General features: G+C 64.2%; 16 protein-coding genes. 13 read left to right on the top strand and 3 right to left on the bottom strand.

Annotation, left to right across the window (positions count from 1 at the left end; translation table 11 throughout):
• Positions 1 to 1461: a DUF3375 domain-containing protein gene (locus tag OKW29_RS26555; protein ID WP_429293204.1), complete on the bottom strand. Its 1461-nt coding sequence runs from the start codon at positions 1459 to 1461 to the stop codon at positions 1 to 3.
• 257 nt (positions 1462 to 1718) lie between these two features.
• Between OKW29_RS26555 and OKW29_RS26550 the strand changes: the two genes are divergently transcribed.
• Positions 1719 to 1979, top strand: coding sequence for a DUF2827 family protein (locus OKW29_RS26550; RefSeq protein WP_429293203.1), 261 nt, complete (start codon positions 1719 to 1721; stop codon positions 1977 to 1979).
• Between the two features lie 159 nt (positions 1980 to 2138).
• Here the strand turns inward: OKW29_RS26550 and OKW29_RS26545 are convergent, their stop codons facing one another.
• Both OKW29_RS26545 and OKW29_RS26540 read right to left on the bottom strand, forming a co-directional pair.
• Complete coding sequence (locus OKW29_RS26545) at positions 2139 to 3119, bottom strand: amidohydrolase family protein (RefSeq protein ID WP_429293202.1); 981 nt, start codon at positions 3117 to 3119, stop codon at positions 2139 to 2141.
• Between the two features lie 51 nt (positions 3120 to 3170).
• Entirely contained in the window at positions 3171 to 4454 is a 1284-nt protein-coding gene (locus tag OKW29_RS26540) for an MFS transporter (protein WP_429293201.1), read from the bottom strand.
• Between the two features lie 125 nt (positions 4455 to 4579).
• Here OKW29_RS26540 and OKW29_RS26535 point away from each other — a divergent pair, with 125 nt between their 5' ends.
• The 12 genes from OKW29_RS26535 (at position 4580) to OKW29_RS26480 (ending at position 15697) form a co-directional block, all read left to right on the top strand.
• Positions 4580 to 5482, top strand: a complete 903-nt coding sequence (locus OKW29_RS26535; protein ID WP_184066088.1) for a LysR family transcriptional regulator — start codon at positions 4580 to 4582, stop codon at positions 5480 to 5482.
• A gap of 120 nt (positions 5483 to 5602) precedes the next feature.
• Positions 5603 to 6202 (top strand): 2'-5' RNA ligase family protein, encoded by a 600-nt coding sequence (locus tag OKW29_RS26530; protein ID WP_184022659.1) that lies wholly within the window; start codon positions 5603 to 5605, stop codon positions 6200 to 6202.
• 460 nt (positions 6203 to 6662) lie between these two features.
• Positions 6663 to 7064: a DnaJ family domain-containing protein gene (locus OKW29_RS26525; protein ID WP_429293200.1), complete on the top strand. Its 402-nt coding sequence runs from the start codon at positions 6663 to 6665 to the stop codon at positions 7062 to 7064.
• Entirely contained in the window at positions 7061 to 7780 is a 720-nt protein-coding gene (gene tadA, locus OKW29_RS26520; protein ID WP_429293199.1) for a tRNA adenosine(34) deaminase TadA, read from the top strand. The genes OKW29_RS26525 and tadA overlap by 4 nt, the downstream gene beginning before the upstream one ends.
• A gap of 26 nt (positions 7781 to 7806) precedes the next feature.
• Positions 7807 to 8733 (top strand): muramoyltetrapeptide carboxypeptidase, encoded by a 927-nt coding sequence (ldcA, locus tag OKW29_RS26515; protein ID WP_187630390.1) that lies wholly within the window; start codon positions 7807 to 7809, stop codon positions 8731 to 8733.
• Positions 8734 to 9053: 320 nt separating this feature from the next.
• The gene (locus OKW29_RS26510; RefSeq protein WP_429293198.1) at positions 9054 to 9767 is read left to right on the top strand and encodes a GntR family transcriptional regulator; all 714 of its coding nucleotides are present in this window, start codon (positions 9054 to 9056) and stop codon (positions 9765 to 9767) included.
• A gap of 367 nt (positions 9768 to 10134) precedes the next feature.
• On the top strand, positions 10135 to 11616 hold the full coding sequence (locus tag OKW29_RS26505; RefSeq protein ID WP_429293197.1) for an NCS1 family nucleobase:cation symporter-1: 1482 nt from the start codon (positions 10135 to 10137) through the stop codon (positions 11614 to 11616).
• A 48-nt stretch (positions 11617 to 11664) separates the two neighbouring features.
• The gene (locus OKW29_RS26500; protein ID WP_429293196.1) at positions 11665 to 12447 is read left to right on the top strand and encodes an aspartate/glutamate racemase family protein; all 783 of its coding nucleotides are present in this window, start codon (positions 11665 to 11667) and stop codon (positions 12445 to 12447) included.
• 194 nt (positions 12448 to 12641) lie between these two features.
• Positions 12642 to 13592: an allantoinase PuuE gene (gene puuE / locus OKW29_RS26495; protein WP_429293195.1), complete on the top strand. Its 951-nt coding sequence runs from the start codon at positions 12642 to 12644 to the stop codon at positions 13590 to 13592.
• The gene (gene uraD, locus OKW29_RS26490) at positions 13589 to 14110 is read left to right on the top strand and encodes a 2-oxo-4-hydroxy-4-carboxy-5-ureidoimidazoline decarboxylase (RefSeq protein ID WP_429293194.1); all 522 of its coding nucleotides are present in this window, start codon (positions 13589 to 13591) and stop codon (positions 14108 to 14110) included. The genes puuE and uraD overlap by 4 nt, the downstream gene beginning before the upstream one ends.
• Positions 14111 to 14177: 67 nt before the next feature.
• Positions 14178 to 15188, top strand: a complete 1011-nt coding sequence (gene alc / locus OKW29_RS26485; protein ID WP_184056821.1) for an allantoicase — start codon at positions 14178 to 14180, stop codon at positions 15186 to 15188.
• Entirely contained in the window at positions 15185 to 15697 is a 513-nt protein-coding gene (locus OKW29_RS26480; protein ID WP_184066077.1) for an ureidoglycolate lyase, read from the top strand. Before alc ends, OKW29_RS26480 begins: the two co-directional genes overlap by 4 nt.
• Positions 15698 to 15789: the final 92 nt, after the last annotated feature.

Genomic DNA, 15789 nt, shown 5'->3' with positions numbered 1-15789 from the left:
CTACCTTGTGAAAATCACACGCGGCATCGTCGTGCGCTTAATGATTGGTGTTCCGTTGGCGTCGTTCGCCTGCCACTCGATCGTATCGGAAATGGTCTCATCGACCGTCGCGCGAAATGATCCAGCTTCGGCGCTCAGTTGCAAATAGGCGACGAGCTCGGCGAGCCCATGCTCGAGAGGCTGCGAAGCGGTCAGTTCGGCAAGCGTCACTTGCGACCGATCTTGCAGGCATCGGCGGATATGGCCTGCGAGGCGCGCGCGATCGACGACGATCTGCGAGTAGAGTGCCGAGGCATCGAGGTTCGCCTCACCGGTTTCGATTGAGACGTTGGCAATGATAGGGCGCAGCGCCGGCGCGTAAAGCGGGCGTTCCATCGGCAGCTCGATGTCAGTGGATGCGGTCTCGATCTCCATGACGGAGCCTGGTGGGGGTGCTTCGCGCAGCGCAAGCGCTTTCGTTTCGATACCGCGCAGAATGTCCATGATGCGGCGGTTTTCGAGCCACGCTTGATCGTCGAGGAAGCGTCGAAGCTGCTGCGAGAGCTGAGCTACCGTGCGCTGCGTATGCTCGCCGGCTTCCAGCCAGTCATAGTGGACGCGCCGCGTGCGCGCGTCGGGCCTCATTTCCATGACCGCCGGCAGCGCCAGCACGCGCTCGAGCCGTTTCGAGAGTTCCTCTTGACGGCGGCTCGACATCAGGAAGTCCCAAAACGCCCGGAAGCTGCTGCCCTGGTCTGAATCGGCGATCGCGTCGCGCTCGCCCATGATTTCCTCGATGAGCGCACCCTTCGATCCTTCCCAGAGCGCGATTCGCTCGCGCACATGTCGGTCCAGCAGCCGAAAGTTTTGTTCGACTTCACGGAAATCCGTGAGCAGGTCGCGCGCCATCTGCATGAATTGCTGAAAGCGGTCCTTGAGCGCGGCATCGTCGAGCAGCCGAACGTCACCGGCCTCCACGCGGGCGATTTCTTCGTCGATCTGGCCGCGCCGCGTGTGGAGCTCGGCAAGACGCTTTTCGGGGTCCGCCTCGCTGCCTTCGCCCATCTGCCGCAGCAGCTCGAAAAGTGTCAAGAGCCTCGATTCCGTGCCGACAAAGCTGCGTTCCGTCAGCGTGCCGAGCCACGCGATCGCTTTCTCCGTGGCGGGTGTCAGGTCGAACTGCGGTTCATCGGATCCTTGGCGATAGTACTTGCGCAACCATCCCTTTTCAGGGCTGGCCCAGTCGTTCAGATACTCGAGCGCCGGCTTCGGGAAGGCGTCATCGCCGAGTTGTTCGCGCAACGCGTAAAGCTCATCTTCGAGTGCTTCGGCAAGAAGCGGAGCCGCCACCACGCGCACGTTTGGCGCGACGAACACGCGGTGCAGGAAGCTGACAGCGAGCGGCGCGTGGTCGGAGCGTAACAGGCGCCAAGCGGGATGGCGCGTGCGCAGCGCATCGAGGGTAGGGTAGTCGAGTGGCATCGGTGCGAGATGACGGGTTCGGCACCCCTGAGGAGATCGCCGAACTTTGGCTCAAAAGGCCAGTATCCTACTCCGACTGTCATCCCAATTTTGCAAGGCTCCGCTCTGGAATGAGTCTCACGGTGTTTCTGGCGGTGTACGTGGGCGCCCGCGCAGGGGTTCGCTCACGGTATCGACGACGGTATCGAATCGGCTTCAGATGCTCGGTCTTGCTGGCTTTTTAAACGGAGCGGGTTCTCGGACGACACGAAACGCCCGTGTTTCTGGCTCAGAACACGGACATCGTGATTTCGCATCAACTGGAAAACCCGCTCAATTACTTCTACCTGGAAGTGCGCTGGCAGGGCTATCCGCTGGTGCACAACGCGCATCTGTGCGCGGACCTCGGTTACTACTATCGGGACAACGACGTTGAAGAGGGGCGCGTAGGGCTATCGAAGCGACAGATTGCCACGACGCGCATACGTCGTGGTATCGCGGAAGCAGCGCACGGAGATCGCCCGCTACCTGCCAGATAACCGTCAGCTGGTCGCCACCTACGCGGCGCTGCTCGACGATCTGATCGCGCGAGCGCCGCGGTAGTCGTCGCGCGCGGCGCAAGGGCGAGGTGTCGTTGCGAGAACAGAATTGCCAGCGTATCCCGGCGCATCAGGTCCTCGCTGCCGCCGCGACTCGCGTCAGAACCCGAAGACCCGCAGCGCGTTGTTGCCGCGGATCGCGTCGCATTGCTCCTTCGGCAGACGCGCGGTGTTGGCGAACGCGCCGCGAATGTCGTACACCTGATGCGGCCAGTCGGTCCCGAACATCACGCGATCCGCGCCGACCACCGAGACGAGAAATTCGAACGACGCCGGGCTATACGTGATGCAGTCGTAGTAGATATGGCGCAGATAATCGATCGGCTTGCGCTTCATCTTGCGACGTTGCGGGATCTCGACCTCGTTGCCTTTCTCGAAGCGGCCCGCCAGATAAGGCAACGCGCCGCCCGCATGTGACGCGATGAGCTTCAGATCCGGATACTGATCGAAGAAGCCTTCGAAGATCATGCGCGTGATGGCGAGCGTCGTGTCGAACATGAAACCGACCGCCCAGCTCAGATCGAACTTCGTCATGTCCATCAGATCGACGCCGGGCGGATCGGTCGGATGCACGAGCACCGGCAACGCGCGACGGTCGATCTCGGCCCAGATCGGCGCGAACATTGGATCGGTGAGGCTGAGTCCCGCGATGTTCGCGAGCACCATCACGCCGCTCGCGCCGTTCTCGCAGGTGCGGCGCAGTTCTTCGAGCGCCGCTTCCGGATATTCCCACGGCAGCGACGTGAACCAGCGGATGCGGCCGGGATATTTGGCCTGTGCTTCGGCGATCGTGTCGTTCGATTCGCGCGCGGCGAGGCAACTGGTTGCCTGATCGCCCCAGTACACGTTCGGGCAGGTCAGCGACACGACCGAAATATCGATGCCCGATTCATCCATCTGACGGATCCGCATGTCGAAATCGAAGTGGCCTTTTTGCGGAATCACGACCGGTGTGTTGCCGCGAAACACTTCCTGCTGACCGTCGGGGCGCGTCTGAATGTTGTACGCACCGCCGCGCTGCCGCAGCAGTTCGAGCCATTTGTGCGTGAAGATGTGCGTATGAACGTCAATGACAGGCATGCGGGATCTCCCGGAGAAAGTGCGGGTGAGAGGAAAACGGGGATGAGCGGGCTACTGGGTGGCGAACTCGTTCACCGGCGCGGCGCGGCGTTTCAGCATGAACGCGCCGATCAGGCCGAGCGCGAAGAACACCGCGCAGAAATGCGCAGGCATCATGTTGTTGCCAGTCACGTGCAGCAGCCACGTCAGCACCATCGGCGAGAAGCCGCCGAAAACGGCCGCGCCGATGTTGTACGAGATCGCGAGGCCGGTCGAGCGGACTTCGGTCGGGAACAGGCCGGCGAGCGCGGTCGGAATCGGCGCGTTCGACGCGCTGATCAGCAGCGCGAAGCCGAGTTCGACGGACATGATCGACGCGAACGACGGCGCGTTGACGATCCAGTAGTAAGCGGGGTATAGCACGACGAGAAACAGTGCGAGCGCGACGCGAATCATGCGCTCGCCGCCGATGCGATCCGCGAGATGACCGAATAGAGGAATCGTCACCACGCGCAGCAGCACGCTCGCGAGCAGCACGGAAAACGGCAGCGTCACCGGCATATGCAGGTTCTGCACCGCGTAAATCGGCAGATACGTGATGATCACGTAGGCCATCACGTTGAGCGCGGCCGACAGCGCGGTCGCGACGAACAACTCGCGCGGATAGTGCATCACGACGCGCGAGAACGGTACCTTCACACGCGCGCCGAGCTTCTGGAACGCCTCGGTTTCGGGCACGTTGCGGCGGATATAGAAGCCGACCGGGCCGATCAGCAGACCAAGCAGGAACGGAATGCGCCATGCCCACGACTCGAGCGCCTCATGCGTGAACAGATGCGTGAGCGCGCTGCCCATCGCGACCGCGAGCAACGCGCCCAGGGCCTGCGCGAACATCTGCCAGCTGCCATACAGATTGCGGCGCGCTGTCGGTGCATATTCGATCAACATCGCGGTCGCGGTGCCGAATTCGCCGCCGGCCGAAATGCCCTGCAACAGACGCGCGCACAGCACGATCGCCGGCGCGATCAGGCCGATCTGCTGGAAGCCGGGGGTGAGCGCGATCATCGCGGCGGCCACCGTCATCATCGCGATGACGAGCGTGAGGCCTGCCTTGCGGCCTTTGCGGTCCGCGTACATGCCCAGCAGAATCCCGCCGAGCGGCCGCACGACGAAGCCCGCGCCGAACGTCGCCGTGGTGAGCATCAGCGCGGCGTACTCGCTGTGGCTGGGGAAGAACTGCTTCGCGATGGTGATCGACAGAAACCCGAACACGACGAAGTCGTACCACTCGAGCACATTGCCGAGCGTCGACGCAATTGCGCCGATCAAGCGTTTGCGCGAATCGATTGCTGTCACGACTGTCTCCTGTCGTTTTTTGAACGGCTGCGCGCTGCGTAGGAGAGCAATGTAGGGTACTGTCCGAATGAAAACAATCGAACAAAATCAATGGTCCCATAAAGTAACTTTATGATTGCGCTTCCATGACCCCAACCATCAAACAGTTGCGCGCATTCGCGCTCGTCTGCCGTTTCGGCGTGCTGACGCGCGCGGCCGACGAGATGTTCATCACCCAGCCCGCGGTCAGCGTATTGATCCGGCAAATGGAGGAGGCGCTCGGCCTGCGGCTGTTCGACCGCACGTCGCGCTCGTTGCGGCCGACCGCGGCCGCGCATGAAATCCTGCCGACCGTCGAGCGGATGCTGCGTGATCTCGAGTCGATCCAGTCGAGCGTGAAGGAGCTGGCCGGGCGCGAGCGCGGTCGGCTGCGCTTCGCGGCGACGCCGTCGATCGCGGCGGCGATCGTGCCGAAACTGCTCGCCGAATATCGCGCGCTGTACCCGAATATCGAGGTCTCGGTCGACGACGCCGCGCCCGATCGCCTGACCGCGTCGACGCTAACGGGCGACGTCGAGTTTGGCATCGGCACGATCAGCGAGCGCCCCGAGGGCATCACGCTGCAATGCCTCGCGCGCGACAACTTGTGCGCGATTTGCCGCAAGGATTCGGCACTCGCGAAAAAGCGGCGTGTGAGCTGGAAGGATGCGCTGCAGTATCCGTGGCTCGGCATCAAGTCGACGAGCGGCATCCGCAAGTTGATCGACGAAACGTTGTTCACGCTCGGCATGCGCAAGGCGGTCGAGTACGAAGTGTCCTATATGACGACCGGGCTTTCGATGGTGCAGGCCGGTCTCGGCATCGCGATTTTTCCGGGCATTCTGCTCGGGTCGTTTCCACATCGCGATCTGGTCGCGCGCAGGCTCGAGGCGCCGCTCGTCACACGCGACGTGAATCTGATCCGACGCGCCGAACATTCGCTGTCGCCGGCGGCCGAGTCGTTTATCGAGCTTTGGTACAAACGCATCGGCAAGCCGGCCGATCTGTAGCGGGTCGCAGTTGCACACGGCCTGTCATACTGTATGAATATACAGTATCATGACTGCAATGGGCCGCTTGTGCGGCGGTGTGCGGATCGACGGAAAGAATCAGCGAAGGAACGAGGCGCGATGCCTGAACAACTGTGGTTGCCCGGGCTCGAGGCGCCGCCCCCGCCCACCGACGGGCTCTTTTTCGCGGTCTATCCCGACGCCAATACCGCGGCCGGTATCGCTAAGTTCGCGCAGCAGCTTTGTGTGGAGGCACGCGTGCGCAGCGGCGTGCGCGGCAAACCGCTCGCGGCGAACCGCTTGCACGTCACGCTCAGGCATCTCGGCAATTTCGCGGGCGGCTTGCCGGCGGATGTGGTCGAGGCGGCGAAACGGGCGGCCGCGGCGGTCAGCATGGCGCCATTTACGGTCGAATTCGACGCGGTCGCCAGCTTCGCGAAAAGGCCGCGGCTCGGGCCGGCGGTGCTGGTGGGCGAGCACGGTGTGCACGGACTGCAGGCGCTTCACGATGCGCTCGAAGCGGGCTTGCGCGACGACGGCATCGAGCCCGACGCACGTTTTACGCCGCACGTGACGCTGGCGTACGGGATGCAGTGGATCGAGCGCCATACGGCCGAGGCGGCGTGCTGGAATGTGCGCGAGTTTGCGCTGATGCACAGCCTGCTGGGACGGACCAGACATATCGTCCTCGGGCGTTGGCCGTTGGTGGGGCCGAGCTGAGGGAGGAGGCGTAGGCCACCTCGGTAACGAATTCGCGGCTGTTTTGCGAGGCGCCGGCTAGAACCGCACGCTCGTCCCGCAGCCCCCGGCATAGGCGCCGCCGCTCGCCGCGGCGCCACCGCAAAAAACGCCGCAGCCGGAAAGCAGTACGGCCGCGGTAATCGCCGCCAGCGCGCTACGCACGCCGATCCGCCGAGACGCTTGGACGGGAAGAGCACTGGGACGGCCGATCGGTTTGTATGGCATGGCGGCGTCAAATTCGACGAGAGGGAACCTCTGCGTGCCGCGCCGGTTAAGCGCCGCGCGCGTTGTGCGACTTGATGACTTACTCTAAGTCCACGCTGAAGCACCGTCAAATGCCGGGTTGCCGGCAAATCGGCGCCTTTATGCCGTCAAGTGAGCACGGAGCGCCCGTGCGCTCCCTGATAGAATGCTCGGGCCGCAACGTTGTGGATTGCAGATGAAATTGCTTGATGCGCTTGTCGAACAGCGTATTGCCGCCGCCGCCGCGCGCGGAGAGTTCGACGACTTGCCGGGTGCGGGCGCGCCGCTGGCCCTCGACGACGATGCGTTGGTGCCGGAAGAGGTGCGCGTCGCCAACCGGATTCTGAAAAATGCGGGCTTCGTGCCGCCCGCCGTCGAGCAGCTTCGCGCGTTGCGCGATCTGCAAACGGAGCTGAATGCCGTGAGCGATCAGCCGACCCGTTGCCGTCTCCAGGCGCGCATGCTCGCGCTCGATATGGCGCTCGAATCGCTGCGCGGCGGCCCGATGGTCCTGCCGCGCGAATATTGCCGCCGCATCGCGGAGCGTCTCTCTGAGCGCGTGGGCAATGTCGATGTGGCCACCGCGGGTTCGCAGTGAACGAGCCGCTCCCGTGTGCCGCCTCGATCGGCTCTTCTGCGCAAGCCGAGGCCGGTGAGAAATCCGTTGGCGCTTGCATCGGCGCGGTCTTCGCACCGGCGGCTGATCACCCGATGGCCGCTGCCGCCATCCCTCCCGGAAATTCCGACGCTCCCATCATTTCCGAACGCGACCTGCGCTTCATGGCGCTCGCTCAGGCCGCCGCCGAAGGAGCGCGCGCAGCCGGCGAAGTACCGGTCGGCGCGGTGCTCGTGCGCGGCGACGAAGTCATCGCCACGGGCTTCAATCATCCGATCGGCGCGCATGACCCGTCCGCGCACGCCGAAATGGTCGCGCTGCGCGCAGCCGCGCAGTCGCTCCAAAACTACCGTCTGCCGGGTTGCGAACTCTATGTGACGCTCGAGCCTTGCCTGATGTGCGCCGGCGCGATCATGCACGCGCGCATCGCCCGTGTCGTGTTCGGCGCGCGCGATCCAAAAACCGGCGCGTGCGGCAGCGTGGCCGATGCGTTCGCGAATCCTCAGCTGAACCATCACACGACGGTCAGCGGCGGCGTCCTCGAAGCCGAATGCGGTGCCGCGCTCAGGTCGTTTTTTGCCGAGCGGCGTCGGACGAGTCGCGCAGCCCGCGCGGCGGCGCGCGGCGAAACGGCTGAAGCGGCCGTTGACACCGCCACACCCTCCAGCAGCGAACCGCCCCCAACCACGCCGCTCTAAAACAACAACGCCCAACGGGTCTCGCCATGACCGCATCTCGCACCATCGAACTGATTGCGCCATCCGGCTATCCGCATGATCCCGAGGTGCTACATCGCGCGCTGCATCGGCTGCGTGCGCAGGGGCATCGAGTCGACGGCGAGGAGGCCGCGAAGCGCCGCTACCAGCGCTTCGCGGGCACCGACGGCGAGCGCGCGGCCGATCTGAACCGGCTCGCCGATCCATCGCGTGAGCTGCCCGATGTCGTGTTGGCCGTGCGCGGCGGCTACGGCGCGGTGCGGATTCTGCACGGTCTCGACTACGAGGGGCTGCAGCGGCGGCTCGCCGATCAGCCGATAGCGCTGGTCGGTCACAGCGACTTCACCGCGATCCAACTGGCGCTGCTCGCGCGCGCCGGCTTGAAGACCTTCGGCGGCCCGATGCTGATGAGTGATTTCGGCGCCGAGCAGCTCAGCGAATTCACGATGCGGCATTTCTGGTCGGCGTTGACGCAGCCGACCATCACGGTCGCGAGCGACACGCCGCAAGCGCAGAGCGTCGACGTAACGGGCACGCTGTGGGGCGGCAATCTGGCGGTGGTGGCGTCGCTTGTCGGCACGCCGTACATGCCGCCGGTGCAGGGCGGCATCCTGTTCGTCGAGGACGTCAACGAGCAGCCGTTCCGCATCGAGCGGATGATCTATCAACTGCATCTGGCCGGCATCCTCGCGCAGCAGAAGGCGCTCGTGCTCGGTGATTTCTCGGGCGGCAAGCCGTACGACTACGACAACGGCTACGACCTGCACGCGATGATCGAGCAAGTGCGCTCGCTGATCGGCATTCCTGTCGTGACGGGGCTGCAGTTCGGGCACGTTCATAACATGGTGACGCTGCCTGTCGGCGCGGCCGCGCATCTGGTCGCCAATGCGCATGGCTTCAGGCTGACGGCGTCGGGCTATCCGAGCATTGGCTGAAGCCGTCGTGGGCGGGGCGGAGGCGGGCGGATCGCCCGCTTTTTTTTGCGTCAGTAACGCAACTAACTGTCAGCATTTCCACACTCACCACCTCCCACACCCATCGCCAATGTTGGCAGTTTTTGTTGACAAAAACTGGCTGCCAGTACTCATCTTGGCATTGTCAAAACCGAGTAAGATTCCCGCCAGACAGCCGCGCAGCTTGGGTCACAGGGCTTCTGCTGACGCAACGCAGCACAAAAACTGTCGAAAATCGACGCAAAAATTGTTGACAATATTTGTGTCCGTCCTATGATGACCAACATACCGAGACGCCAATCATGTCCGACACCGAATCCGTCGCGAACAGTTCGAAGCCCGAAGCAATCGCCGAGCGCATCCGCGCGGCGATCCTCGAGCACCGGCTGGCACCCGGCGCGAAACTCACCGAAGCTCAGCTATGCGAAGTATTCGGTGTGAAGCGCGGTCCCATCCGCCAGGCGCTGTCGCAGCTGGCGAGTGAGCGCCTCGTCGATCTCGAGCCGAATCGTGGCGCGTTCGTCGCGAGTCCGTCGTTGCAGGAGGTGCACGAGGTGTTCGAAATGCGCCGCATCATCGAGCTGGCCGTCGTCGAAAAGATCTGTAGCGGACACGGCATGCGGCGTCTGAAGAACATCGGCGGCATGATCGGCCGGGAACGCAAGGCATTCGAAACGCGGGATTTTCCGGCATGGATCCGCTTGTCGGGCGAGTTTCACACGGAACTCGCGAACCTGACCGGCAACTCAGTGTTGTGCGATTGCCTGAACGGGCTGGTCGCGCGTTCCACGCTGATTTCCGCGCTGTACGAATCGCTAGGACGCAGCCCATGCTCGTTCGAGGACCACGAAGCGATTCTCGCCGCGCTCGACGCCGGCGATGCGAAGCAGGCGGCCGCGCTGATGTCGCGCCATCTGCAAAGCGTCGAGTTGAAGATGCTGGAGCGCCCCGCGCGCGGGGCAGCGGATCTGCATGAAGTATTCGGTGCGCTCGCGCCGAAAGAAACGTCCACGTAAAGAGCCGAAGCCGACTCCACCCCAGGCTGAGGCAAGCAGCAGGCGAGCGCCCGTTCGTGGTGCGCGCCGCACTGAATTGAACTGAACCGATAGATGCACGGCCAGGCGGCCTCGCGTGAGCGCCGCCGGCCTGAACACGCACGTCCGTCGCGAGACGACGGAGCTCGGGTAGCGACGCATCGCCGGAAAGCCGCGGCGGCTGGCGATGCGACAACCACAAGTACGTCAGTACGGAGACACGCGCGGCACGGTCCGGGACCACGACGCCGACTTCTTCGACCCACGCGGGACGAGAAGCGAGCAACTGGCATGGCCGATGCAATGTCCGTCGATGCTCTTTCGACGGTCCCTATCCAAAGGAGGAATCATGGCTCAGTTCAGTGCAGCGCCAGGCGGTCACCCCATCTCCAACTATCCGGACGGCGCGGCTCAAACCGATCCGTCGATGCCGGCCGGCTACAGCGAGCGGCTCTACAACGAGGACCTCGCGCCGCTGCGCGCGCAGAACTGGAGCGCGTACAACATCTTCGCGTTCTGGATGTCGGACGTGCATAGCGTGGGTGGCTATGTATTCGCGGGGAGTCTGTTCGCGCTCGGCCTGACGAGCTGGCAGGTGCTGGTGTCGCTGCTGATCGGCATCACGCTCGTGAACGTGCTGTGTAACCTGATCGCGAAGCCGAGCCAGCTGAACGGCGTGCCGTATCCGGTCGCGTGCCGCGCGACCTTCGGCGTGCTCGGTGCGAATGTCCCCGCAGTGATCCGCGGCCTGATCGCGGTCGCGTGGTATGGCATCCAGACCTATCTCGCGTCGAGCGCGCTCGTGATCGTCGTGCTGAAGTTCGTGCCGCAACTGCTGCCGTATGCGGATGTGCATCGGCATGGCCTGCTCGGTCTGTCGACGCTCGGCTGGGCGGGCTTCATGCTGCTGTGGGTACTGCAGGCGCTGGTGTTCTGGCACGGCATGGAGACCATCAAGAAGTTCATCGACTTCGCCGGGCCAGCCGTCTACGTCGTGATGTTCATTCTCGCCGGCTACATGGTGTATCGCGCGGGTTGGCGCAACATCGGCATCAACCTCGGCGGCGTCAAATATCACGGCATGGAAGTGGTACCGGTAATGATCACGGCGATCTCGCTGGTGGTGTCGTACTTCTCCGGACCGATGCTCAATTTCGGTGACTTCTCGCGCTACGGCAGGAGCTTTCGCAGCGTCAAGCGCGGCAACTTCTGGGGCCTGCCGGTCAACTTCCTCGCGTTCTCGCTCGTCACGGTGATCACGACCGCGGCCACGCTGCCGGTGTTCGGCGAACTGATCACGGACCCGGTCGAGACGGTGGGCCGCATCGACTATCCGATGGCCGTGATTCTCGGCGCGCTAACCTTCACGATCGCGACGATCGGCATCAACATCGTCGCGAACTTCGTGTCGCCGGCCTTCGACTTCTCGAACGTTGCACCGCGTCTGATCAGCTGGCGCGCGGGCGGCATGCTCGCGGCGGTCGCGTCGGTGTTCATCACGCCGTGGAACCTGTTCAACAATCCGGCCGTGATCCACTACACGCTCGATGTGCTCGGCAGCTTCATCGGACCTTTGTACGGCGTCCTGATCGTCGACTTCTACCTCGTCAAGCGTCAGAAGATCGTGCTCCACGATCTGTACACGGTCGCGCCGAGCGGCTCGTACTGGTATCGCAACGGCGTCAACTATCGCGCGGTGGCCGCGTTGCTGCCGGCCGCGCTGATCGCGGTGATCTGCGTGATGGTGCCGGGGCTGGACGGCTGCGCGAATTTCTCGTGGTTCATCGGCGCGGGACTCGGCGCGCTGTTTTACCGGATGCTCGCACGCTGAGTTTCACGGGCTTTCGCCGCTGCAATAACGAGTCGAACAGGAGTCGCCATGCGTATCAAACTGATCAATCCGAACACGACGCGCCGCATGACCGAGGCGATGGGGCGCTGCGCGCGCGACGTCGCCGCGCCCGGCACCGACGTGATCGCCGTCAATCCGACGATGGGGCCGCCGTCGATCGAGGGCTATTACGACGAAGCGCTCGCCACGCCCGGTCTGCTCGCCGAAGTCGCGGCCGGCGAACTGGACGGCTGCGACGGCTACGTGATCGCGTGCTTCGGCGACCCCGGTCTCTATGCGGCCCGCGAGTTGGCGCGCGGCCCGGTGATCGGCATCGCCGAGGCGGCGATGCACGCGGCGAGCGTGCTCGCGCCTGGTTTTTCGGTCGTGACGACGCTCGCGCGCACCTGCGGCATGGCCTGGCATCTGGCCGAGCGCTACGGCATGAAGCGCTTCTGCCGCAACGTGCGTGCGACCGACGTCGCCGTGCTCGATCTCGACAAGCCGGGCTCGGCGGCGCGCCGCATCATCCTCGACGAATGCCGGCGCGCGCTCGCCGAGGACGGCTCGGACGCGATCGTGCTCGGCTGCGCGGGCATGGCCGAACTGTGCGCGGAGATCGAGGATGCGCTCGGCGCGCCGGTGATCGAAGGCGTGACGGCGGCCGTCAAATGGACCGAGGCGCTGGTGACGCTGCGTCTCGCGACGGCCAAGCGCGGCGACTACGCGCGGCCGCTCGCGAAGCGCTACGACGGCGCGCTCGCGTCGTTCAGCCCCGGTCCGCTGCGGGTAAACGCCGAGTCGGCGGACACGCACATACACTCGCTGTAACACGCACTATCTGCCCGGCTGTATGGGCGCACCGGGGTGTTTTCGCTACACTGGGTCAACTCGGCGCTGCGGTTTCCGCAGCCGCTGAAGCCGCCTGTTGCGTGGCTACACGTGTGAACCCCGCACCGTTGCCGAGGGGTTTCGAACCGCGTTCACGCGCATTCCTGGTCCCGTCACTACGCATCCGTCAAACCATGCCACTCGACCCGAACTACCCACGCGATCTGATCGGCTACGGCCGCCACCCGGTGCATCCGAACTGGCCGGGGCGAGCGCGCGTTGCGGTGCAATTCGTCCTCAATTACGAAGAGGGCGGCGAAAACTGCGTGCTGCACGGCGATCCCGCTTCCGAGCAGTTCCTGTCGGAGATCGTGGGCGCGGCGGCATATCCGGCGCGGCACATGAGCATGGAGTCGATCTACGAATACGGCTCGCGCGCGGGCGTGTGGCGCATCCTGCGCGAATTCGAAAGGCGCGACCTGCCGCTGACGGTGTTCGGCGTTGGCATGGCGATCGAACGGCATCCAGAAGTTGCGCGGGCGTTCGTCGAACTCGGACATGAGATCGCGTGCCACGGCTATCGCTGGATTCACTATCAGGACATGTCGCCGGAGCAGGAAGCGCAGCACATGCGCCTCGGCATGGAGGCGATCGAGCGCGTGACCGGCGTGCGGCCGCTCGGCTGGTACACCGGCCGCGACAGTCCGAATACCCATCGGCTGGTCGCCGAATATGGCGGCTTCCTGTACGACTCCGATTACTACGGCGACGACCTGCCGTTCTGGATGGACGTCGAGGTGGCGGGCGGCAAGACCGTGCCGCAGCTGATCGTGCCGTACACGCTCGACACCAACGACATGCGCTTCGCCACCCCGCAAGGCTTCAACACCGCGGACCACTTCTTCACCTACCTGCGCGACGCATTCGACGTGCTGTACGAAGAGGGCGACGAAGTGCCGAAGATGCTGTCGATCGGCATGCACTGCCGGCTGCTCGGGCGGCCGGGGCGTTTCCGGGCGCTGCAGCGCTTTCTCGATCACATCGAACAACACGATCGCGTATGGGTGTCGCGGCGCGTCGATATCGCGCGGCACTGGCATGAAACTCATCCTTACCAGCAAGACAACCGCGAGGCTGCGGCATGAAGGCGATGCAATACACCCTGGACCAACTCAACAGGATCTCGACCGACGCGTTCGTCGCGGCGCTGTCGGGCATCTTCGAGCACTCGCCGTGGGTCGCCGAAGTCGCGGCGCGAGAGCGTCCGTTCGCGAGCATCGACGAGCTGCATCGCAGGATGGCGCAGATCGTCGAAACGTCTGGCGAGGACAAGCAGCTCGCGCTGATCAACGCGCACCCGGAGCTGGCCGGCAAGGCCGCGGTGCGCGGCGAGCTGACCGCCGAGTCGACGCGCGAGCAAAGCGGCGCGGGTCTCGCGCAATGCACGCAGGAAGAGTTCGACAAGCTGCATGCGCTCAATCAAGCGTATCGCGAGAAATTCGGTTTTCCGTTCGTTCTCGCGGTACGCGGCTACGACCGCCACGGCATCATCGCGAACTTCGAATCGCGCGTGAACAACAGCCGCGCCGACGAACTGCGCGCGAGCCTCGATCAGATCTATCGCATTGCACGTTTGCGGCTCGACGACCTGATCGGCGCGTGACGCGCACTGCGTCACGCAGCGAGCCGTAACGTTTTTCCCGCACCAATCGATCTCAAGGACGACAAAGATGGCACTTCCGATTCTCGACCCCAACGCACCGGAATTCACGCGCCGTTACGTGAACCTGGCGGACCCGCGTCTGGGCGCGCAGGCGCTCGAGGCCAGCGACGAATTCTTCGCGCCGAAGGACCGCATGCTGAATCCGGAACCGGCCGTCTTCATTCCTGGCAAGTACGACGACAACGGCAAGTGGATGGACGGCTGGGAAACGCGCCGCAAGCGCACGACCGGCTACGACTGGTGCATCGTCAAGCTCGCGCGGCCCGGCGTGATCAAGGGACTCGACCTCGACACGAGCCACTTCACCGGCAACTTCCCGCCGGCGGCGTCGGTGGAAGCGGCGCGCGTTGCGGATGGCGAGCCGAATCAGGCGACGCAATGGACCGAGATCGTGCCGTCGACCACGTTGCAGGGCAATAGCCACCACTACCTCGAAGTCGGCGACGCGAGCGCGTACACGCATCTGCGCGTGAACATCTATCCGGACGGCGGCATCGCGCGTCTGCGTGTTTACGGTCAGCCGCAGGTCGACTGGGCCGGCGCGAGCCGCACCGAGCAGTTCGATCTCGCGGCGATGGAAAACGGCGCGTATCTGGTCGGCGCGAACAACCAGCACTTCGGCGCGGCCTCGACGCTGCTGATGCCGGGTCGCGGCGTGAATATGGGCGACGGCTGGGAAACGCGTCGTCGTCGCGAGCCGGGCAACGACTGGGCGATCATCGCGCTCGCGCAGCCGGGCGTGATCCGCAAGATCGAAGTCGACACCGCGCACTTCAAGGGCAATTATCCGGATCGCTGCTCGATCCAGGCCGCGTACGTGAAGGGCGGGACCGACAGCTCGCTCGTCACGCAGGCGATGTTCTGGCCGGTGCTGCTCGGCGAACAGAAACTGCAGATGGACAAGCAGCATTTCTTCGAGAGCGAGATCGCGGCGCTCGGTCCCGTTACGCATGTGCGCTTCAACATCTATCCGGACGGCGGCGTGTCGCGTCTGCGTCTGTGGGGTACGCTCGAATGAAAACGCTCGCCATCGAACCGCTGACGAAAGCGGCGTTCGCCGCATTCGGCGACGTGATCGAACTCGAAGGCGCGAAGCAGATTCCGATCAACCTCGGCACGACGATCCGCTATCACGACCTCGCGAAGGTCGACGTGACCGACGAGCACGGCCGCACGCTCGTCAATCTGTTTCGTGGCCAGCCGCGCACGCTGCCGTTCGAAGTGAAGATGCTCGAGCGTCATCCGCTCGGCAGCCAGGCGTTCGTGCCGCTCAACGACAAGCCGTATCTGGTCGTCGTCGCGCCCGCGGGCGAACTCGACACGAAGAAGATCCGCGCGTTCGTCACCACTGGCTGGCAGGGCGTCAACTACGCGAAAGGCGTGTGGCACCATCCGCTGATCGCATTGGGCGAGACGAGCGACTTTATCGTCGTCGATCGTGGCGGCGAGGGGCTCAATCTGAACGAGCAGGATCTGGCGGAGTCGCTGTGGCTCACGGAAGATGCGCTGAGCGCGGTGGCGGTTTGATGGCGATGCAGCTGCCGGGTCGCCGGCAGCGTTGTGGTTCGAAGAACAGGCCCGCGACGTGCGTTACGTCGTGGGCTTTTTTGCATGGATGG

Origin of the sequence: Paraburkholderia sp. CI3 (assembly GCF_050436505.1) — a bacterium.
GTDB lineage: Bacteria > Pseudomonadota > Gammaproteobacteria > Burkholderiales > Burkholderiaceae > Paraburkholderia > Paraburkholderia tuberum.
Note: the sequence above shows the minus strand (reverse complement) of the source record. Positions and strands in the feature narration are given on the sequence as shown.

Coding starts and splice junctions, on each gene's coding strand:
- OKW29_RS26555 (WP_429293204.1), bottom strand. CDS start 1,461: ATGCCACTCGACTACCCTACCCTCGATGCGCTGCGCACGCGCCATCCC.
- OKW29_RS26545 (WP_429293202.1), bottom strand. CDS start 3,119: ATGCCTGTCATTGACGTTCATACGCACATCTTCACGCACAAATGGCTC.
- OKW29_RS26535 (WP_184066088.1), top strand. CDS start 4,580: ATGACCCCAACCATCAAACAGTTGCGCGCATTCGCGCTCGTCTGCCGT.
- OKW29_RS26530 (WP_184022659.1), top strand. CDS start 5,603: ATGCCTGAACAACTGTGGTTGCCCGGGCTCGAGGCGCCGCCCCCGCCC.
- OKW29_RS26525 (WP_429293200.1), top strand. CDS start 6,663: ATGAAATTGCTTGATGCGCTTGTCGAACAGCGTATTGCCGCCGCCGCC.
- ldcA (WP_187630390.1), top strand. CDS start 7,807: ATGACCGCATCTCGCACCATCGAACTGATTGCGCCATCCGGCTATCCG.
- OKW29_RS26510 (WP_429293198.1), top strand. CDS start 9,054: ATGTCCGACACCGAATCCGTCGCGAACAGTTCGAAGCCCGAAGCAATC.
- OKW29_RS26505 (WP_429293197.1), top strand. CDS start 10,135: ATGGCTCAGTTCAGTGCAGCGCCAGGCGGTCACCCCATCTCCAACTAT.
- OKW29_RS26500 (WP_429293196.1), top strand. CDS start 11,665: ATGCGTATCAAACTGATCAATCCGAACACGACGCGCCGCATGACCGAG.
- puuE (WP_429293195.1), top strand. CDS start 12,642: ATGCCACTCGACCCGAACTACCCACGCGATCTGATCGGCTACGGCCGC.
- uraD (WP_429293194.1), top strand. CDS start 13,589: ATGAAGGCGATGCAATACACCCTGGACCAACTCAACAGGATCTCGACC.
- alc (WP_184056821.1), top strand. CDS start 14,178: ATGGCACTTCCGATTCTCGACCCCAACGCACCGGAATTCACGCGCCGT.
- OKW29_RS26480 (WP_184066077.1), top strand. CDS start 15,185: ATGAAAACGCTCGCCATCGAACCGCTGACGAAAGCGGCGTTCGCCGCA.